Origin of the sequence: Stenotrophomonas forensis (assembly GCF_028752115.1) — a bacterium.
GTDB classification, from domain to species: domain Bacteria; phylum Pseudomonadota; class Gammaproteobacteria; order Xanthomonadales; family Xanthomonadaceae; genus Stenotrophomonas; species Stenotrophomonas forensis.
Genome location: NZ_CP082270.1, coordinates 4,619,433 through 4,639,713, shown reverse-complemented (window position 1 = coordinate 4,639,713; position 20,281 = coordinate 4,619,433). Strand labels below are relative to the sequence as shown.

The 20,281-nt window shown below is 64.9% G+C and carries 18 protein-coding genes; 9 read left to right on the top strand and 9 right to left on the bottom strand.

All coding sequences use genetic code 11. The features are described 5' to 3' along the window. Nucleotides 1–53: 53 nt before the first annotated feature. Nucleotides 54–2,558, bottom strand: coding sequence for an ATP-dependent helicase HrpB (gene hrpB / locus K5L94_RS21210; protein WP_053451123.1), 2,505 nt, complete (start codon nt 2,556–2,558; stop codon nt 54–56). Nucleotides 2,559–2,625: 67 nt separating this feature from the next. Here hrpB and K5L94_RS21205 point away from each other — a divergent pair, with 67 nt between their 5' ends. Further along, entirely contained in the window at nt 2,626–3,423 is a 798-nt protein-coding gene (locus K5L94_RS21205; protein ID WP_053451401.1) for a TatD family hydrolase, read from the top strand. Between the two features lie 76 nt (nt 3,424–3,499). On the opposite strand, the gene K5L94_RS21200 is transcribed toward K5L94_RS21205, so the two are convergent. The 4 genes from K5L94_RS21200 to K5L94_RS21185 form a co-directional block, all read right to left on the bottom strand. Continuing rightward, a complete protein-coding gene (locus tag K5L94_RS21200) occupies nt 3,500–4,384 on the bottom strand; it encodes an NAD-dependent epimerase/dehydratase family protein (RefSeq protein ID WP_053451122.1) in 885 nt (294 codons plus the stop codon). After that, a complete protein-coding gene (gene panE / locus K5L94_RS21195) occupies nt 4,381–5,319 on the bottom strand; it encodes a 2-dehydropantoate 2-reductase (RefSeq protein ID WP_274511320.1) in 939 nt (312 codons plus the stop codon). The genes K5L94_RS21200 and panE overlap by 4 nt, the downstream gene beginning before the upstream one ends. Nucleotides 5,320–5,732: 413 nt before the next feature. Further along, the gene (locus K5L94_RS21190; RefSeq protein WP_008267475.1) at nt 5,733–6,524 is read right to left on the bottom strand and encodes an ABC transporter permease; all 792 of its coding nucleotides are present in this window, start codon (nt 6,522–6,524) and stop codon (nt 5,733–5,735) included. Then, entirely contained in the window at nt 6,521–7,489 is a 969-nt protein-coding gene (locus K5L94_RS21185; protein WP_274511319.1) for an ABC transporter ATP-binding protein, read from the bottom strand. The genes K5L94_RS21190 and K5L94_RS21185 overlap by 4 nt, the downstream gene beginning before the upstream one ends. A gap of 85 nt (nt 7,490–7,574) precedes the next feature. On the opposite strand from K5L94_RS21185, the gene K5L94_RS21180 reads away from it, so the two are divergent. Next, nucleotides 7,575–8,324 (top strand): ferredoxin--NADP reductase, encoded by a 750-nt coding sequence (locus tag K5L94_RS21180; RefSeq protein WP_197586633.1) that lies wholly within the window; start codon nt 7,575–7,577, stop codon nt 8,322–8,324. 89 nt (nt 8,325–8,413) lie between these two features. Here the strand turns inward: K5L94_RS21180 and K5L94_RS21175 are convergent, their stop codons facing one another. The 3 genes from K5L94_RS21175 to K5L94_RS21165 all read right to left on the bottom strand — a co-directional run bounded on the left by K5L94_RS21175 (nt 8,414) and on the right by K5L94_RS21165 (nt 11,653). Then, nucleotides 8,414–9,580, bottom strand: coding sequence for a lytic polysaccharide monooxygenase (locus K5L94_RS21175; protein WP_274511318.1), 1,167 nt, complete (start codon nt 9,578–9,580; stop codon nt 8,414–8,416). Nucleotides 9,581–9,761: 181 nt separating this feature from the next. Then, a complete protein-coding gene (locus tag K5L94_RS21170; protein WP_274511317.1) occupies nt 9,762–10,934 on the bottom strand; it encodes a lytic polysaccharide monooxygenase in 1,173 nt (390 codons plus the stop codon). Between the two features lie 233 nt (nt 10,935–11,167). Next, on the bottom strand, nt 11,168–11,653 hold the full coding sequence (locus K5L94_RS21165) for a DUF1203 domain-containing protein (protein ID WP_180879439.1): 486 nt from the start codon (nt 11,651–11,653) through the stop codon (nt 11,168–11,170). A gap of 155 nt (nt 11,654–11,808) precedes the next feature. On the opposite strand from K5L94_RS21165, the gene K5L94_RS21160 reads away from it, so the two are divergent. The 7 genes from K5L94_RS21160 to K5L94_RS21130 all read left to right on the top strand — a co-directional run bounded on the left by K5L94_RS21160 (nt 11,809) and on the right by K5L94_RS21130 (nt 19,830). Continuing rightward, nucleotides 11,809–13,011, top strand: coding sequence for a GGDEF domain-containing protein (locus K5L94_RS21160; protein WP_337999996.1), 1,203 nt, complete (start codon nt 11,809–11,811; stop codon nt 13,009–13,011). Nucleotides 13,012–13,079: 68 nt separating this feature from the next. Next, entirely contained in the window at nt 13,080–14,606 is a 1,527-nt protein-coding gene (locus K5L94_RS21155; protein ID WP_274511315.1) for an alpha/beta hydrolase, read from the top strand. Further along, on the top strand, nt 14,603–15,349 hold the full coding sequence (locus tag K5L94_RS21150; protein WP_040006902.1) for an ABC transporter ATP-binding protein: 747 nt from the start codon (nt 14,603–14,605) through the stop codon (nt 15,347–15,349). The genes K5L94_RS21155 and K5L94_RS21150 overlap by 4 nt, the downstream gene beginning before the upstream one ends. Continuing rightward, complete coding sequence (locus K5L94_RS21145) at nt 15,346–16,530, top strand: ABC transporter permease (RefSeq protein ID WP_053451114.1); 1,185 nt, start codon at nt 15,346–15,348, stop codon at nt 16,528–16,530. The genes K5L94_RS21150 and K5L94_RS21145 overlap by 4 nt, the downstream gene beginning before the upstream one ends. Before the next feature lie 100 nt (nt 16,531–16,630). Then, nucleotides 16,631–17,896, top strand: coding sequence for an HD domain-containing protein (locus K5L94_RS21140; RefSeq protein ID WP_274511314.1), 1,266 nt, complete (start codon nt 16,631–16,633; stop codon nt 17,894–17,896). Further along, complete coding sequence (locus K5L94_RS21135) at nt 17,883–19,070, top strand: DNA methyltransferase (RefSeq protein WP_274511313.1); 1,188 nt, start codon at nt 17,883–17,885, stop codon at nt 19,068–19,070. The genes K5L94_RS21140 and K5L94_RS21135 overlap by 14 nt, the downstream gene beginning before the upstream one ends. Nucleotides 19,071–19,080: 10 nt before the next feature. After that, a complete protein-coding gene (locus K5L94_RS21130; protein ID WP_274511312.1) occupies nt 19,081–19,830 on the top strand; it encodes a class I SAM-dependent methyltransferase in 750 nt (249 codons plus the stop codon). On the opposite strand, the gene K5L94_RS21125 is transcribed toward K5L94_RS21130, so the two are convergent. Further along, on the bottom strand, nt 19,831–20,253 hold the full coding sequence (locus K5L94_RS21125; RefSeq protein WP_274511311.1) for a nucleoside/nucleotide kinase family protein: 423 nt from the start codon (nt 20,251–20,253) through the stop codon (nt 19,831–19,833). Between the last annotated feature and the right edge of the window lie 28 nt (nt 20,254–20,281).

Here is a 20,281-nt window from a genome sequence, read left to right as displayed (position 1 = left end):
GACCCCAGCGCAGCCATTCAGGATCAGGCAGGGTCTGCAGCCGGCACGACCAGTCAGGTCCCGCGCGGCTTGGCGCGGTGCGTCGCGGTGGCCGTCCATGGATCATCCGGCCACGGATGGCGCGGGTAACGGCCCTTCATTTCCTTCTTCACCTCGGCGTAGGTGTTTTCCCAGAAATTGCGCAGGTCCTGGGTGACCTGCAGTGGGCGGCCGCCAGGCGAGAGCAGGTGCAGGGTCAACGGCACGCGGCCATCGGCGATGCGTGGGGTGTCGGCCAGGCCGAACAGTTCCTGCAGTTTCACCGCCAGCACCGGCGGCAAAGGTTCGCCGCTCTCGCTGTCCAATGCGTAGGTGATCGGCCGCTCCAGTCCGGACGGCACGGTGATGCGGGTCGGCGCATGGCGCTCCACCAGCTGCCGCTGCGACCACTCCAGCGGCGACTTCAGCGCTTCGCCGAAGCTGGCTTCGTCCAGCGCATCCAGGCGGGTCTTGCCGGCAAATGCCGGCTGCAGCCACTGCGCGCGCGTGGCCAGCAGCGCATCATCGCTGCAGTCGGGCAGGCCGAGCTCGGGCATCCAGCGGCGCAGTGATTCCACCCGGGCCTGCCACTGGCGCAGGCCCTCCGTCCACGGCAGCGCGGACAGGCCCAGCTCGGCCACCGCATCGGTCAACGCCTGCGCGGCCTGCTGCGGATCGACCCGGCCGGCCGAGCGGCTGTCCAGCACGATGCGATCAAAGCGGGTTTCGCGCAGGGCCATCAGGGCGCGGCGTTCGCTGTCCCAGCGCACGGCGTCTTCGGTCACGAAGCGCTCCGGCCACGCCTTGCGCAGGCCATTCTCATCCACCGGCGCAGCGCGCAGCAGCAGCGCGTCGCGTGCCTCGAAGCGCAGTTCGCTGGCCACCAGCCAGGGTTCGCCGCGCAGATCGCTCAGTTCGTGCAGGCGCGCGCTGCGGCCATTGGCCAGCAGGTAGCGCAGCGGGTCGCTGGGGTGCTGGAAGGCGATGCGGTCGGGGAAGGCGTGCGCCAGCAGGTCGCCCAGCTCATGCGCCTCGATGCTGGCCGGTGGCGTGGAATCACAGCGCAGGCGTCGGCGCCATTGCCTGGCAGCCGCATCGATGGCGGCCAGGCCGCTGCGGTTGGCATCGGACGGTGCGCGGCCATTGCGGAAGGCGGCCAGCGCACGCCAACGCGCCGCCAGTGCATCGCCGCCCTGGCGCAGCGGATCGCGTGCCTCCAGCAGCGCGGCCAGATCGGCGGCCAGCGCCTGCGCGCGTGCATCGGGTGCGGCCAGCAGCATCGCCGCCATGCGCGGGTGGGTGCCCAGCGCCAGCACGCGACGGCCCAGCGCGGTGATTGCGCCGGTGTCCGACAGCGCGCCCAGCCGCTGCAGCAGCTCGCGTGCGGCAGCCATCGGGCCGGAGGGCGGCGGGTCGAGGAAACGCAGATCACTGCTGCCCCATGCGGCCAGTTCCAGCGCCAGCCCGGCCAGTTCCACCTGGTCGATCTCGGCGCGGCGCTGTGGCTCCAGCCGCTGCGACTGCGGCCACAGCCGCCACGCTACGCCCTCGGCCACGCGACCGGCGCGTCCAGCGCGCTGGTCGGCCGACGCCTGCGCGATGGCCACCACGTCCAGCCGGGTGAAGCCACTGTTGGGATCGTAGCGCGGCTCGCGCGCCTGGCCGCTGTCGATCACCACGCGCACGCCGGGTAACGTCACCGAAGATTCGGCCACGTTGGTGGCCAGCACCACGCGGCGGCGGCCATCGCTGGCGGCCTGCAGCACGCGTGCCTGCTGTTCCACCGGCAGCTCGCCGTGCAGGGCGAGTACTTCGACACCGCCATCGAGCGATTCCTGCAGGCCCGCCTGCACCCGCGCGATCTCGCGCTGGCCGGGCAGGAACACCAGCAGGTCGCCGGGATGGTCGGCCAGGGCCTGCTGCACGGCACGGCGCACCTGCAGTTCCAGTGCTTCATCGCGGCGTGCCGGGAAGTGGCTGATCGCCACCGGGTAACTGCGCCCTTCGCTGCTGAGGCGCGGCGCATCGAGGAAACGCGCCAGCCGCTCGCCATCCAGCGTGGCCGACATCACCACCAGGCGCAGGTCGTCGCGCAGCTGCGCCTGCACGTCCAGCGCCAGGGCCAAGCCAAGGTCGCCGCTGAGATGGCGCTCGTGGAATTCATCGAACAGGATCGCGCCGACCGTTTCCAGCATCGGGTCGTCCTGCAGCATGCGGGTCAGGATGCCCTCGGTGACGACTTCAATCCGCGTGCGCGCCGAGACCTTGTTCTCGAAGCGGATGCGGTAACCGACGGTGCCGCCCACGTCCTCGCCCAGCTGCCGCGCCATGAACAGCGCGGCACTGCGCGCGGCCACCCGGCGCGGTTCCAGCAGGATGATCTTCCGGTCCTGCAGCCACGGTGCATCGAGCAGGGCCAGTGGCACCTGGGTGGTCTTGCCGGCACCGGGCGGTGCTTCCAGCACCAGGCGCGGCTGCGCGGCCAGGTGCTGCTGGATCTGCGGCAGCAGCGGGGAAATCGGGAAGAGCGGGGCGTTCATGTGCAAAGGATAAGGGGCCACGGCGGGCGCAGGTACAATGCGCGGGCACTTTTCCCCCGCGATGACCATGCACCTGATCGATATCGGCGCCAACCTGACCCACGATTCCTTCGACCGCGATCGCGATGCCGTACTGGACCGCGCGCGCCAGGCCGGCGTGGTGCAAATGGTGATCACCGGCGCCAGCCGCGAGCACTCGCCGCTGGCCCTGCAGCTGGCGCAGCAGCATCCGGGTTTTATGTATGCCACCGCCGGCGTGCACCCGCATCATGCGGTGGAGTACACCGAAGAGTGCGACGCCGAGATGCGCGCGCTGCATGCCCACCCGGAAGTAGTGGCGGTGGGCGAGTGCGGGCTGGACTACTTCCGTGATTTCTCGCCGCGCCCGGCCCAGCACCGCGCGTTCGAACGCCAGCTGCAGCTGGCCGCAGACAATGGCAAGCCGCTGTTCCTGCACCAGCGCGACGCGCACGCGGATTTCATGGCGCAGATGAAGAACTTCGAGGGGCGCATCGGCCCCGCGGTGGTGCATTGCTTCACTGGCGAACGCGATGAACTGTTCGATTACCTGGACCAGGACTGGTACATCGGCATCACCGGCTGGTTGTGCGATGAGCGCCGGGGCGCGCACCTGCGCGAGCTGGTGAAGAACATCCCGGCCAACCGCCTGATGATCGAAACCGATGCACCATACCTGCTGCCGCGCACGCTGAAGCCGCTGCCCAAGGACCGCCGCAACGAACCGATGTTCCTCTCGCACATCGTGGAAGAACTGGCACGCGACCGAGGCGAAGACGTGGTGGTGACCGCCGCAAATGCCACCGCCGCCACGCGGGCTTTCTTCCGCCTGCCCGACGCCGGTTGATCGGGTGGTGCCGGCCGCTGGCCGGCAGCAGCATGAACGCCGCAAACATCGCGCGATTGCCGGCCAGCGGCCGGCACTACCGGAGCAGGTCGCGCAGGCCCTCACGGTAGCTGGGGAAGCGCGGCTCCCAGCCCAGCGCTTCGCGCGTGCGACGGCTGTCGATGCGCTTGTTGCTTTCATAGAAGCGCCGCAAGGTCGGGCTCAGCGCTGGGTCGTCCCACGCCACGGCAGGCGGCATCGCAAACCCGCCCAGCTGCGCGGCGAAGGCCAGCACGTCCTGCGGCGGTGCCGGCTCATCATCGGCCGGCAGGTACACCGCATGAGGTGTGGGCCACCGCATCGCAGCGATGACCACCGCCGCCAGGTCCTGCACGTGCAGCCGGTTGAACACCAGGCCAGGCCGCACCACATGGCGGGCACGCCCTTGCGCCAGCTGCAGCAGCGCATTGCGACCGGGCCCATACAGGCCGGGCAGGCGCATCACCGCCGAGGCGATGCCGCGTTCCTCCGCAAGTGCACGCCATTGCGCTTCGGCCTGCCTGCGTTGCAGGCCGGCGACTTCGGTGGCGTCCGCCACGCTGGTTTCGTCGATCCAGCCGCCGGCCCGGTCGGCATACACCGAGGTCGACGACAGATAGCCGACCCAGCGCAGCGCAGGGCTGGCCTGCAGTGCAGGCAGCAACAGGCGCAGTGCAGGATCGCCTTCAGTGTCGGGTGGCACGCTGCACAGCACGGCGTCGGCCTGCGCTACATCGTCGAGCAGAGCCGGTGACAGTGTCGCGTCTGTGCGCAGTTGATGGCGCCGCACGCCGTCGTGCGGCGCCGACGCCGGATCGCGCACCGTGCCGGCCACGTGCACGCCCCGCGCCTGCAGCTGCGCGGCCAGCACGCGCCCGCTCCAGCCCAGCCCGAGGATCAGCACCCTGGTGGGCAAGGCACCCGCAGGCGAGGCGAGGCTCACGCGCTGCGCAGCGCCTGGTAGGCCTGCAGGCTGCTGTAGGCGACCTGCAGCAGCAGGGCTTCCTGGTCGGCCTTGCGCGCGCGCGCCAGCATGTCGCCGACGATCTGTTCGGCCTCCACCTGCTGGCCGGCTTCCAGGTCGCGCAGCATCGATGCCTTCAGCGCTGAACCGGCCTGGGTCAAGGTGCCGCGCGCTGTCTCCTGCGCAGCATCGGGAACCGGCTCACCGGCCGCTTCGGCCACCGCCAGGCATTCGTCGTACAGGCCACGCACGATGGCCTGCCCATCATCGGTGGCGACGATGCTGCCGATATCCGCGCGCAGCAGGCAGGTGGCCGCGGCCAACGCGGTCAGGAAGGTGTACTTGATCCACTGCTCCTGGCCGATGTGCTCGCTGGCCAGATGCTCGAGGCTGGCCTGCGCACAGGCGGCGGCGAAGGCCTGCACGCGCGCGGAGATTGCGCCGCCATCACGCTCGCCAAAGGTGAGCTTGGCCGGCTTGCCCAGGTGCAGCACCGCGCCATCGGGCGCCTTGGTCGCGCTGATGAAGCACAGGCCACCGAGCACGGCGTCGCGGCCGAAGCGCGCGTCCAGCACGTTGTAGTGATGCAGCCCGTTCAGGATCGGCAGCACGGTGGTGTCTGCGCCCACCGCAGGGGCGATGGCGTCAATCGAGCTGTCCAGGTCGTAGGCTTTGCAGCTGAGGATGACCAGGTCGAACGGCTTCTCCGCAGCCAGTGCGGGCAGGGCGTCGGCAGTGACATGCTGCACCGGGAAGCTGGCATCGCCCAGCGGGCTGCGGATGACCAGACCGTCGCGGTCCAGCTGGGCGGCGCGTGCAGGGCGGACCAGGAAGGTGACGTCCACGCCGGCCTGGGCCAGCCGACCGCCGAAGTAACCGCCGGTACCACCGGCGCCGAGAATCAGGATGCGCATTGCACGTTCACCGTTTCTGGGGGAATCAGGCCCGCGATTGTGCCGGAGATTGCAGGCAAAAAAGAGCCGAGCATGGGCTCGGCTCTACGCGCACTACCTTAACCACGCCTGGCGTGGATCCATCGTGTCGACCAAGGTCGACACCCACCAAGAGCGGATCATGCCATCCAGACAGGTTGCGGAGTCATGCCATCCAGACAGATCGCAGAGAACTGTTGAAGGCGGGGTGGGTCCGGTTGCGGGGGTGTCCGCGGCATGGATGCCGCGGCCGGCCCCCATGGATGGGTTTACGGCGTCCCCCGTAACCGGACCCACCCTGCCATCCCGCGGAATGCATGCTGTTGCTTTTGCCGTTGCCGTTGAAGTTGAAGTTGATTCGGCGGGTGCAGGGCCGCAGGCCCTGCGCGCAGAACTCAACTACGCATGCCCACGCCACGGCGCAGCAGCCACAGCGCCAGCGCCGTCAGCACCACCACGAAACCGATCATCAGCCCGTAGGCCATCGGCAGAGGAACGTCGCTGCTGCCCAGCAGGCCATAGCGGAACGCATTGACCATGTAGAAGATCGGGTTCGCGTGCGTGGCCGCCTCGGCCCAGCCCGGCAGCAGTTTCACCGAATAGAACACGCCGCCCAGATAGGTCAGCGGGGTCAGGATGAAGGTCGGCACGATCGCCACGTCATCGAACTTCTTCGCGTATACCGCGTTGATGAAGCCGGCCAGCGAGAAGATCGTCGCGCCCAGGATCACCGTGGTCAGCATCACGATCGGGTGCGGGATGCGCACCGGGGTGAAGAACATCGCGATGATCAGCACGATCACGCCCACCATCAGGCCACGCAGCACGGCACCGGCCACGTAACCCCACAGGATCACCCAGTTCGGCATCGGGCTGACCAGCAGTTCCTCCACGTGGCGGCCGAACTTGGCGCCGAAGAACGAGGAGCTGATGTTGCCGTAGCTGTTCTGGATCACGCTCATCATCACCAGGCCCGGCACGATGAACTGCATGTAGGTGTAGCCGCCCATGTCACCCACGCGCGACCCGATCAGGTTGCCGAAGATCAGGAAGTACAGGGTCATGGTGATCGCCGGCGGCACCAGGGTCTGGCCCCAGATGCGCATGATGCGGGCGACTTCGCGGCGCACGATGGTCATCAGCGCGACGCGGTTGCGCTGGCCGTCGGTCAGCTCGGTGGTGCTCATGCGGAGGTCTCCAGGTTGCCGGTGAGGCGCACGAACAGCTCCTCCAGGCGATTGCTCTTGGTACGCATCGAACGCACGCGGATGCCGGCCTCGTTGAGCGTGGCGAACACGCGGTTGAGATCCATCGCGCGCGGCATGTCGATGTCCAGCGTATGCGGGTCCGGTGCGGTCAGGATGGCACCCTCGATCACCGGCAGCTGCGCGGGCAGCTCACCGTCGATGTCCAGCAGGAAGCCTTCCACGTCCAGCTTGGCCAGCAGGGCGCGCATCGGGCCCTGCTCGACGATCTGGCCGTGGTTGATGATCGCCAGGTGGCGGCACAGGTACTCGGCTTCTTCCAGGTAATGCGTGGTGAGGATGATCGTGGTGCCGGCCGCGTTGATCTCCTTGAGCACGCGCCACATGTCGCGGCGGATCTCGATGTCCACGCCGGCGGTCGGCTCGTCCAGGATCAGCAGGCGCGGGCGGGTCATCATCGCGCGCGCGATCATCAGCCGGCGCTTCATGCCGCCGGACAGCGTGCGGCTCATCACCTGGGCCTTCTCCCACAGGTGCGCCCGCTTCAGTTCCTCTTCGGCGCGCTGCTCCGCTTCCTCGCGCGGCACGCCGTAGAAGCCGGCGTAGTTCACCAGGATGTCGAAGGGCTTCTCGAACAGGTTGAAGTTGATTTCCTGCGGTACCAGCCCGATCAGGCGCATGGTGGCGCTGCGGTTGCGCACCAGGTCGCTGCCGAACACCTCCACCTGGCCCTCGCTGAGGTTGACCAGGGAGCTGATGATGCCGATCAGGGTCGACTTGCCGGCGCCGTTGGGGCCGAGCAGGGCGAAGAAGTCGCCCGGGGCCACTTCCAGGGAAACCCCCTTCAGGGCCTGGGTGCCGTTGTCGTAGGTCTTGCGCAGGTCGCGCACGCGCAGGGCGGGCGCCATATCGTTCTGGGATGCCAAGCTCGAAGCCTTCGCGCCCATGGGCTGGCGCTGGAGAGGGGGCGGGGAGGGGCTATTATAGAAGACCCCGAGGGCTTGCCCCGGCTACACACTGTCCCGAAAAGTCGTGCCTGTTCAATTCCCCCTCAAGCTGGTCGGCCGCCGCATGCTGGCCCCGACCGTCGGCCACTACCAGTTCGTGCGTGATGACGGACAGCCGCTGGATTTTCAGCCCGGCCAGTTCATCCAGGTCCATTTCAGCTACGCCGACGGCACCGAGACCAAGCGCAGTTATTCGCTGGCGACCATCCACGACCACGCGTTGGGCCCGGGCGAGGCGGTGGATATCGCGGTCAGCTTCGTGCCCGGCGGCGCCGCCACGGCCCTGTTCGAGGCACTGGAGCACGGTGGCCAGGTCAGCGCGTCCGGCCCCTACGGCCGCTTCTGCCTGAATCCCGGTGACCACAACGGCCGCTACCTGCTGATCGCCACCGGCACCGGCGTCACCCCGTACCGCTCGATGCTGCCGCTGCTGGAAACGGCCATGGCCGAGCGCGGCGTGCAGATCGTGCTGCTGCAGGGCGCGCGCAGCCCCGGCGAACTGCTGTACAGCGAAGATTTCTACAGCTTCGCCGAAAAGCACCCGAACTTCCGTTATGTTCCGTGCCTGTCGCGCGAACTGCCGGCCGATCCGCATCCGGACGTGCAGCACGGTTACGTGCAGCAGGCGCTGGCTGGCTTCACCCCGGACCCGGCCACCGACATCGCCTACCTGTGCGGCAACCCGGACATGGTCGATGCCTGTGCCGAGCTGCTCAAGGCCGCCGGCCTGGGCAACCCGCAGATCCGCCGCGAGAAGTACGTCAGCAGCAAGTAAGCCAGGTAATGCCGGCCGCTGGCCGGCAACCTCATGGCGCCTTGAAATGCCCACCGGAGGCGGCATCACGCCGCCCCCGGTGCCGTGACTCAGTACTCGATCCAGGCATCACGCCAGGCAGAGCCGGTGCCCGGGCGGTAGGCCTCTGCATTGACGTTGCACCAGGCGCCTTCCGGGAACGGGCGGCAGGCGTACAGCTTGCCGTCGGTGCCCTTCACCACGGTCTGGCCGGGGATGTAGCTGCCAATGCCCGCCGGGTACACGAAGTCGTAGTCGCCCGGCGGCGGATCGACCGGATCGACCGGACCCGGCACCTGGGTCTCGAGCTGGAAGCGGTTGCCCGGCTTCAGGTAGACGCGGTTGTCGCTGGCCGAAGCGACCGGGGTGATCACACCGTTCTTCATCACGCCGACGCGGGCGTGCTGCGCGCTGGCATTGACCTTGCGGGCCAGGGCCAGCGGCCACTGCGTCGCGCCGGTCTGGCCGGCAGCCAGGGTGATTTCCGGGCGTTCGAGGTCGTTGCCGTTGCCATTGAACACGCGCAGGGTCAGGGTGGTGCCCACTTCCAGCGCGCCACGGGCGGTGACCGGGCCGGCGTCCTGCCACTGCGGGGGCGGGGTGACGCCGCCACCGTCTTCAAAGCGCACATCCATGCAGGTGTAGAACGCTTCGGTCGAATCCGAGCGCTGCCAGGTGTTGTAGATCACGTGCTGGCCGCTGCGCTTGGGCAGCGGGCAGTCCAGCTTGTAGACGTCGCCGGAAAGCGGCACGTTGCCCAGCGTGCAGAACTCCTGCAGGTCGGCCCAGCGCAGCGGGCTGCCCGGTTGCCAGCCTTCGCGGGTGACGTAGAACTTCCAGTCGCGGGTGGCGTGGGGGGCCGGCGCCTTGAATTCGAAGGTGTAGCGACCGCGTGCGTCGGCACGGATCGGTGAGGTCTGCCAGTCAGTGCGGTTCAGATCCAGCCCGCGGTACTTGCTGTTGCCACCACTGCACAGCTCGCCATCGGGCACCACGGCCTGGTGGTTGCCGTTGGCGTTGGCCTGGTTGATGCCGGCCCAGTCGTAGAACGGCTGCGCACCCCCGATGGCCTTGGCCGCCGCACAGGCCGGATTGGTCGGGTTTTCGGGGTTGCCCTGGTAACAGGAATAGACGCGGCTGGAGGGTTTGGACATGGTGCCGTGGGCGACCGCGCTGCCTGAAGCGGCTACGCCGGCGATCACGGACAGCGCGAGGACGGCCCGGTGGGACAGATGCATGGAGATCTCCTGTGGGTGGTGGAACCCGCTGAAGTCTCGGTATGCCGACTGCCTGTATCCATCGGATTACTTTGAAAAAAAAACTTCGTGATCTCGAGTGGGAACGACTTCACGCTTGCAAGCCAGTGCATTTCACGATTTGCAGGGAACGGTGCGTCGCCACCGTTCCCTGCATCCGGTCTCAGTATGCGATCCAGGCATCGCGCCAGGCCGCGCCCACGCCCGGCCGGTACGCGTCGGCATTGACGTTGCACCAGGCGCCTTCCGGGAACGGGCGGCAGGCATACAGCTTGCCGTCGCTGCCCTTCACCACGGTCTGGCCGGGCACGTAGCTGCCGATGCCGGCGGGGTACACGTGATCGAAATCGCCGCCCGGCGAGGGCGTGCCCGGGTCCGGTAGCTGGGTGTCGAGCTGGAAGCGGTTGCCGTTCTTCAGGTACACCCGGTTGCCGGTGGCCGAGGCGGCGGGTGTGATCACACCGTTGCTGAGCACGCCCACGCGCGCATGCTGCGCGCTGGCATTGACCTTGCGCGCCAGCGCCAATGGCCATTGCGCGGGCGCGGTCTGGCCACTGGCCAGCGTCGCCTCCACGCGCTCCACATCGTTGCCGTTGGCGTTGAACACCCGCAGGGCCAGGGTGGTTCCGACCGGCAGTTCGCCACGTGCGGTCACCGGGCCGGCATCCTGCCATTGCGGCACCGGCGTGGTGCCGCCGCCGTTGCCTTCAAAGCGCACGTCCATGCAGGTGTAGAACGCTTCGGTCGAATCCGAGCGCTGCCAGGTGTTGTAGATCACGTGCTGGCCGCTGCGCTGCGGCAGCGTGCACTGCAGCTTGTAGGTGCCATCGGCCGACAGCGGCGTGTTGCCCAGCGTGCAGAACTCCTGCAGGTCGGCCCAGCGCAGCGGGCTGCCCGGCTGCCAGCCGTCGCGGGTGACGAAGAAGCGCCAGTCACGCGTGGCGTGCGGCGCGGTCGCCTTGAAGACGAAGGTGAACTTGCCGTTGGCATCGGGCTGGATCGGCGTGGTCTGCCAGTCGCTGCGGTCCAGATCCAGGCCGCGGAAGGTCGGGTTGTTGCCGCTGCACAGCTTGCCGTCGGGGACCACGGCCTGGTGGTTGCCGTTGGCACTGGCCTGGTTGATGCCGTTCCAGTCGTAGAACGCCTGCGAACCGCCCACTGCCTTTGCGGCGGCGCAGGCCGGGTTGGTCGGGTTCTCCGGGTTGCCCTGGAAACAGGCATAGACGCGGCTGACCGGCGTGGTCATGGTGCCATGGGCGAACGCGGTGCCGGCCAGGGCCAGGCCTGCGGCAGCGAATGAGGTGGTCAGCAACAGCGGTGTGGATCGGAATGACATGGCGCATCCTTGTGGTCGTCGAAAGGGAGCGGTGACCGCAGGAACTGCGCTGCGCGGCGGACTTCCGGCGCCACCCCGGCGAGTATCGAGTCGCACTGCAGGGTGTGGAACCGTGGACGTTCCGATCCGTGACTGCGCATGTGAAGCCCTTCCCACCGGCTTCACGTGGGGCTGAACGGATGCGCTGGGCGTCACGCGATCGGCGTGGCGTCGATCACGTCATGTAGGCCACGCTACGCGGCCTGTGCATCGACCCTGTCGGCCTGGCACGAGAAGCAGCCATGCGCGGCGTTGTGCAACTGCACGAACGCCACCGCCGCGTTGGCGAACAGCGCATCCAGCTGCGCGGCGACGTCGCTGCCCGCACAGACCTGGGCACCCAGCATCAGCGCAGACCGGTCGTAGGCACGCACCGAGATCATCCGCCGCTGCACATAGGGAGGCACCACGCCGGGTGGCAGCACGCACCGGGTCACGCCACGCTGTACGAAGATCGGGCCGGACGCGTGATAGGGCGAGTGCAGGGGCAGATGGACATGGGACAGCAGGAGTAGTTCGCTGCCACTGGGCGGGTCGCTCAGGCTGATCCGGCAGGGATGGCCGCCGCCGTCGCCCGCCCAGCGGCGCTGGATGCCCAGCGTGGCAAGCGCAGTGTCGTTCTTCTCGAACAGGTGCTGGAAAGGGCGGTGGTCGAGGCCACCGAGGTACCACGCGTGCATGGGCAGCTCCTTGGTTTTGCGAGGATTCTGCGTGTGCATCGGTGGCATTGCTCGCCGTTTTCCGACCTCGCATCCACGCCAGGCCAAGCAACACCGCAGGCATCGCGCGGCAAGGCGCTAAGATGCGCGCGCTTGCCCCGGCCGACGAGCGCCGCATGTCCCTGGATTTTCCCACCATCACCGTGCTTGGCTTCCTGCTCTGCATCGGCATCGCCGTGGGCTTCTCGCTGCTGCTGGTGGTGCTGCGCGGGCAACCGGTACTGCGGCAGTGGACCATCAGCCTGTGGCTGCTGACGCTGGGGGTGACCCTGCTGGCACTGCGGCCCTACCTGCCGCTGGCGCCTGCCGTGCTGGCCGGCAATGCAGCGATGGCCGGCTGTGGCCTGATGATGCTGCGCGGGGTGGCGCTGCATCTGCAGCAGCCACTGCCGCTGTGGCGGCCGCTGCTGATGGCGGCGGCATTCATGGCCTGCATTTTCGCGTTCCTGGTGCTCTGGCCGGACCTGCACATGCGCCTGCAGGTGTTCAGTGTGTTCGCACTGATCGTCGATGGCTGGATTGCCTGGCTGCTGCTGCGCCATGCGCCCGCGCAGCAACGCACCAGCTGCCGGCTGGCGGCGGTGGTGTTCCTGGCCGAAGCCACGCTGTATGCCGTGCGCCTGTTCCTGCCGGTGGCGCCCGACGCCGGCGAGGACATCATGCGCACCGGCTCGCCGATGTTCGTCACCTACATTGCCGGGGTGATGCTGGAGCTGGCGCGCTGCTTCGCCATGGTGCTGCTGCTGGTCGAGCGCATGCTGGTCGACCTGCGGCACGCGGCGCGTACCGATGGCCTGACCGGCCTGCTCAACCGCAGCGCGGTACTGGCCGATGGCCAGGCGCAGTTGCAGCGCGTCCGTCAGCAGGGCCGCCCATTGGCGCTGTTGCTGGTCGATGTCGACCACTTCAAGCAGATCAACGACCGTTGGGGACACCTGGCCGGTGACCAGGTGCTGCGCCACTTCTCTGCCGTGCTGCAGCACTGCACGCAGGGAAAGACGCACCTGCTGGGCCGCTATGGGGGAGAGGAATTCGTGCTGGTGCTGGCGGGCAGCACGTCGAGCGACGCCGCCACGCTGGCGGCAATGATCCGTACCCGCCTGCAGCGGCACCCGGCGGTGCTGGCGACGGGGCCGGTTGCGGTCACTGCCAGCGTGGGGCTGGCCATGGACGAAGGCCAGGGAGACCTGTCCACGCTGCTGGCCGCCGCCGATGCGGCGCTGTACCAGGCCAAGGCCGCCGGGCGCGATCAGCTGGCCTGCGCACCGGCAGCGGCGATTTCGCCGTTTCCCATCGCCGCCGAGGCCGTGCCCGTGTAAGTTGGGTCACATCTTCCGCGGCAGCCCGTCGTGGTCGACAGGAACGTCCTCCAGGGGAAACGAGCACGATGCAAAGACACCACCTCGCGCTGGCCGGAATGCTGGCCAGCCTGATGCTTGCCGGTTGCAGCCAGCCGCCGTCAGCCGACACCCAGGGCGCCAGCGACGCCCCGAGCCGCCGCTTCGGCGCCATCGATTTCCAGCCCTGCACGCTGTCCACCGAAGGTGCCAGCGCCAATGTCGAGGCCCAGTGCGCCACCCTGCAGGTGCCGGAGGACCGCGCCCATCCCGGCGGCCGCCAGATCGACCTGCGCATCGCCTGGCTGGAATCGGGCAGCAGCGGAGCCGGCCAGCCTGATCCGGTGTTCTTCCTGGCCGGTGGCCCCGGGCAGGCCGCCAGCGAAGTGGCGGTCATCGTCGACAGCGCGCTGCGCCAGGTGCGCAAGCAGCGCGACGTGTTCCTGATCGACCAGCGCGGCACCGGCGGTTCCAACCCGCTCAGCTGCCTCGGCGCGGATGGCAAGGAACTGCAGATGGACGAGGACGCGGCCCCCACCGAGGCCTCGCTGCGCGATTACGCGCAGCGCTGCGCAGCCTCGCTGCAGGGGCGCGCCGATGCACGCTTCTACACCACCGCCGAGGCCATCGCCGATCTGAACGCCGTACGCCAGGCGCTGGGCGTGGACAGGCTGAACCTGGTCGGTGGTTCCTACGGCACGCGCGTCGCCCAGCGCTACGCGATCGCCTATCCGCAGCACACCCGCAGCCTGGTCATCGATGGCGTGGTGCCCAACGACCTGGTGGTCGGCGGCGAGTTCGCCCGCACGTTCGACAACGCGATCACCCTGCAGTCGGCGCAGTGCCGCAAGGATGCCGTCTGCAGCAAGCGGTTCCCGGTCGATACCCGGGAACAGCTGCGCGCCGTGGCCGAGACCCTGCGGCGTGCGCCGGTCACGGTCGATTACCGCGATCCCGGCACCAATGCGCCCCGCCAGGACGTGCTGACTCCGGACAGCGTGGTTGGTCTGGCCTTCGCATTCTCCTACGTGCCCGAATATTCTTCGCTGCTGCCGCTGGTGCTGGATGAAGCGGCGCAGGGCCGATACGCACCGCTGGCCTCGCTGGTGCGCGGCGCGACCCGCAGCATGGATTTCCAGATCAACCGTGGCATGCAGTGGTCGGTGATCTGCAGCGAGGATGCGCCGCGCTTCCAGGCCCCGGCAGAGAGCGATGACGCCCTGTTCGGTGCCGAAGCGGCACGTGCGTTCTTCGCGGCCTGCCCGGTGTGGCCGCACCAGCCGGCACCGGCCGCGCTGACCGCGCCGCTGAAGTCGGACCTGCCGGTGCTGCTGCTCTCCGGTGAACTGGATCCGGTCACCCCGCCGCGCTATGCCGAACAGGTGCTCAAGGGCCTGCCCAATGGCCGTGCGCTGGTCGCCCGCGGGCAGGGCCATGGCACGCTCAACGCCGGCTGCATGCCGCGGCTGCTTGGCCAGTTCATCGATACCACCGATGCCAAGGCGCTCGATGCCAGCTGCCTGGATACGCTGAGCTACGTGCCGGCGTTCACCTCGTTCAACGGATGGACCCCATGATCGTCGCCGACAACCTGCACAAGGCCTTCGACACCCGTACCGGCCGCATCCAGGCGGTGTCCAACGTCGGTTTCCGTGCCGCCGATGGCCAGATCACCGGCCTGCTCGGCCCCAATGGTGCCGGCAAGACCACCACCATGCGCATGCTGTACACGCTGATGACACCCGACCAGGGCAGCATCAGCGTCGACGGCATCGACGCCGCCCGCGACCCGGTGGAAGTGCGGCGCCATCTTGGCGTGCTGCCCGATGCGCGCGGCGTCTACAAGCGCCTGACCGCGCGCGAGAACATCGCCTACTTCGGCGAGCTGCACGGCCTGTCCGCGCAGCGCATCCGCGAACGCATCGAAGTGCTGTCGCATGCACTGGACATGGGTGACATCCTCGACCGCCAGACCGATGGCTTCTCGCAGGGCCAGCGCACCAAGACCGCCATCGCCCGCGCGCTGGTGCACGACCCGCGCAACGTGATCCTCGATGAACCCACCAACGGCCTGGACGTGATGACCACGCGCGCGCTGCGCCGCTTCCTGCTGGGCCTGCGCGAGGAGGGCCGCTGCGTGATCCTGTCCAGCCACATCATGCAGGAGGTGGGCGCGCTGTGCGACCACATCGTGATCATCGCCAAGGGCACGGTGATGGCCGCCGGCAGCGCCGATGAACTGCGCGCGCAGTCCGGCGAATCCAACCTGGAAGACGCGTTCGTGAAACTGATCGGCAGCGAAGAGGGCCTGCACGCATGAGCATGATGTCGACCCTGATGACGGTGATGCGCAAGGAGCTGCGTGACCTGTCGCGCGACCGCCGCACACTGGCGCTGACCCTGCTGTTCGGCCCGCTGCTGTACCCGCTGCTGATCCTGGGCATGGGCAAGCTGTCTGAAAGCCGCGTGCGCACCCAGATCGAGCAGCCGCTGCAGATTCCCACCATCGGTGCTGAACACGCGCCGAACCTGGTCCGCTTCCTGGCCGCCCAGGGCCTGAATGCCACTGCCGCGCCGAAGGATCTGGCCGAGGCCATCCGCTCGCAGGAGATCGACGTGGCGCTGCGCATCAGCCCGGAGTTCGGCAGCAACTGGGCCGACGGCAAGCCGGCGCTGGTGGAGGTGATCCGTGACAGCACGCGGCGTGCCGCGGAGGTGCCCACTGCGCGCCTGCAGGCGGCATTGGCCACCTACAACGGCCAGGTCGGTGCGTTGCGGCTGATGGCGCGTGGCATCGACGCCCAGGTTGCACGGCCACTGGACATGGCCAGCCAGGACATGGCCAGTGCCGAAGCCAAGCGCGGCCTGATGCTGTCGGCACTGCTGCCGATCCTGCTGACTTTGACCTCGTTCCTGGGCGGTGCCTATCTGGTGATGGACACCACCGCCGGCGAGCGCGAGCGGCAGTCACTCGAACCGCTGCTGGCCACGCCGGGATCGCGCAGCGCCATCGTCAGCGGCAAGATCGCCGCCGCCTGCATGGTCGGCTTCGCGTCGCTGCTGCTGACCCTGATCGCGTTCAAGGTCAGTGCCCAGATCGCGCCGGGCAACATCGGCCGCCAGCTCAACATGAACATCATGGCGATGGTGCAGATGCTGCTGGTGATGCTGCCGATGCTGCTGATCGGCACCTCGCTGCTGACCTTCCTGGCCGCTGCGGCCAAGAGCATGAAGGAAGCCCAGAGCCACATGACCTGGCTGATGCTGTTGCCGATGCTGCCGGGTTACGCGCTGATCGCCTATCCGGTGAAAAGCCAGCTGTGGCAGTACGCGGTGCCGTTCCTGTCGCAGAACCAGATGTTGCTGAAGGTGATCCGCCACGAGACCATCACCCCCTCGGTGTGGGCGATCTACCTCGGCGCCAGCCTGGGCCTGGCCGCCGTGCTGTGGTTCGCCGCGGTTCGCCGCTACCACAACGAACGCCTGGCCATCTCCGGCTGACTAGCGACCGAACTGTACCGCGATGCCCTAAAATGACAGGTACAACTGAGGCTGTGAGAACGCTATGGAGTTTCACGACATCCTACATGGTCACATTCAGGTGGATGACCGTGAAATGGCAAGATTTCTCGGAGATCTTCTTGAGAGCCCTGAGGTGCATCGCCTTCGCAACATGAGGCAAATGAACTTTGATGTACCTCTGATTCAGGAGCTCGGTCGGTCAAGGCGTCTTCCCCATTCGATAGGGGTTGCGCATCTTGCTTACCGCCTAACTGTTGGAAAGATGCTTCACCACGGAACGATAAAGTCTCTGGTCGCTGCAGCGTTGCTGCACGATGCGGCCATACCGCCCTTTGGGCATCTTGTCGAGTCGGAGCTGAAAGCAAAAGATCCGACATTTTCCCACGAGCATCGCCTCAAAAATCTCATGTTTGGACTTGATGGAAAGTCCAACAAGTACGGAGACGTTGTTCATGGAAAATCGGCCGGATTGGTCGACATAATGCGCAGGCATGGAGTTGATCCATTGGATGTGCTGAGGGCTGTCTGTCCTGAGCCAGGTGTTGGAAATTTCATTTCTGCAGGCGTTGATATTGATAATATCGACAACGTGCATAGAATGGCTTGCATGCTTGGGTGGAAGGGGGCCGCGCAAAATGTCGACAACATTATGAATGTGTCCCGGGTTCGAGACGATCTTCAGCTAGAATTCGGGCGAGGTTGGCAAGATTATCTTGGGCGGTGGGCTGATTTTAGAAATCGAATTTATACAATGATAATTGCACACCCGCAGTGCATCCCGCACAATGCGCTACAGGCGGATTTATCCAGGGCTGCAGTCGAAGAGGGGATCATAACTTCCGAGGACTGGAGAATGACTGAGCCAGAGTTTGAAGAGGCGCTTCGTAACCACCCGAAAACGAAACGCCTTGCCTGGCAGCTGATATCTGGATGTGAATATGTTCTGGAGGATTACGTGTGGGCCAAGGAGTTGACCAATCCTATCGGGAAAAGCAATAGTGCTATTTTGGAGGAAATGACAGCTATGGGGGTGGCTGTTGATCCTCTTCATAGCCTGTTTATTTGGAACGAGAATGGCTTGATATCTCGCTGCGTTGATATTCACCTGGCTAATGGTGAGAGGGTGAGTTTTGGAGAAAGATCAAGAAGCTGTATGGTCGCATTGATTAAGACTCGGCGGGCTGGGCGAGGTATGACTAAGCGCGACCGTGAGTTGTGGCGCCAAAAGACCATCGATGCTGTGGCAACGATGTCGGGCAGTGATGATTTTTCCGTCTCGTTCCCTGAAGGCTACTCGGGGCGGTATAAATCTCAGGAGCTGGGGTTGGAGCTTGGATATCATTAAAGACTTGCATGGTGTGGACTGGTCATTCCCCGCAGTAGGAAATACCGGTATCCACGCTATGCACTGGTACCCCGCCACCTACGTGTCTGCGATTCCTGGCACCTTGATCGGTCACTTGACTTCTCCAGGTGACACGGTGTTGGACCCCTTCTGTGGGTCTGGTACAAGTGGAGTTGAGGCAATTCGACTGGGGCGAAAGTATGTTGGGATTGATAATAACCCTGTTGCTTGTCTGATATCCTCGGCAAAGCTCTATTTTCCAGCTGTTAGAGCATTCGAGGTGGAGATTAATAAAATCCAGCTAGATGCTACCGCTCTATTGATGGGGGGGCGCGATAAAGATCATCCCCGCATTGATGAACTAATCAAGTGGTATCATCCTGAGACACTGCAGGAAATTCTGGCGGTGCTGTCTTCGGTCGTTGATCGTCCGGATGGACATATCAAGGACTGCCTTCTTGCTGTGCTCTCGAGTGTTCTAAAGAGTACATCTTCTCAAGGTAGGCACTGGGGCTGGGTGTGTGACAATGTTCGCCCAAAATCAGAAGAGATTGTGTATCGTCCTGCGCTGACAAATTTTATAAATTCCTGCAATCAGTATCTGCGCAACTCTATTTCGGCATTTGGCGAGGCCTGCGCGAATGACTCGAGCGTGACTAGGGTTTTGGTGCGCCGTCGGTCAAGAGTGCTGAATGGGGACTCGGTCGAGTTAATGCGAAAGCGTGCAGCAGATAGTGTGAATTTAATTGTCACTTCTCCGCCGTATTTCGGTGTCGCGGACTACGTTAAGTCCCAAAGGCTTACATATCTGTGGTTTGACATACCGGAGCTTGCAGGGAGAAAGCTTGGCTTTACTGACTTCGAAGCGCTGCGGGCGAGAGAGTCAGGCGCAAGATCAAATAGATCTCGCAGTAGTAGCTACTCTAGTTACATTGATTACATGAAGAGTTTTTTTCTGTCCTCTAGCCGAATTCTCCGCGATGATGGTTATCTTGCATTGGTTGTAGGGGAGTCTGCATCTCGACCAAGAACTACGGAGCAGTTGCTTGCGCTTGCGGGTGATGCAGGATTATCACTAAAAATGAGAAAAGAGCGCGATATCCTCAGTCATAGACGTAGATTGATGGCGAAGGTTGCCAGTGAGGATATTTTGATCTTCAGTCTTTCGAACTAAGGATGGGTGCGTGAATTGTAATAACGAAGATGGATGTTCGTCTTACTATTTGTTTGAAGGAAGAATTCCTGTATGGATTGGCGAAGAAGGGGAGCCGCCGGAGGTTAAAGAGTTTTCGGGCGTTCCTTATTACCGCTTCATGAACAAATTCTATGTCTCAAACAAAGAGCTAGATCGCCTGTCGATGGACGAGGTGATCTGTCTCTGCCGCGCCAGGGATAAGCACAGTTCGTCAATTGACACACCGAATGGCAGGGTGAAGCAGGTATTTCGTGCCGTTACGATGAATCTTTCGCCTCGTGCTGTAGTGGAGATCGGTGCGGGATCGCGCCCACTCTATCGCGCTGAAGAGGCTCCTTTTAAATATGCGGTGCTTGACGCAGACTTGGAAGCCCTGGCCACATGCGAGGGAAGTAAGGCGGAGTTTTCAAACGAGATCTTTAGGATCGACGCTTCAGACAGATCCATCGATCTTATCCTCGCTGTCTTCGTATTCCAGTTTGAGATCTACAGGAGTCAGGTTGAAGAGGTGGCGCGAATTCTTTCTGACAATGGCGTGCTTCTCGTCAACATCTATCGTCGAAGTCAGGAATCTAGGCGCGGACTTGAAGCCCTTTTTCAGGAGAGTGGTCTCATCGTAAATGCCCTGGTTGATCCTGAGGGTCTATGCAAAGACCATGAGTACTGGGTTGTTTCGAAGGCCGCCGAGACTGGGGGGCGCGTTATGAACATTATAATAGAGGTGATCGGCCAGCATTGATCACCTTGGTGGGGCTCGCGGCTTCATGATTTCATGAACATTAGCGCGCAGGGCTGCCAAGTTGCCGTTGTTCTGTATTCTGACATGTGCCATTTCCATCAGAAGAGGAACTTGGACTTCACTTCTGGCCCCATCCATTCTCCTTAACGCTTGGAGATTGGTGTGGCCCGGGTCTTTGTCTTCGCCTGACTTCGCATTGATCCTTTGCAGGCGGTCGGCTGGGTGTGACTCCACTGCGATAAGTAGAAAGCCGGGAATAGATGAGTAGGCTTTTATCTCATCCTCGTAACGGATGCCATCAATCACGACTTTGCTGTCTCCGAGCGTTCTAATCCTGTAATGAGCTAAAACATCGTTGCCAAGAACCTCGAAGAGTGCATTTCCCAGCGCTCCCAAGTTTGAGCGGTTTTTCTCTATCTGCATGCCTTCCAGGATTGATCCAAGTAGGGCT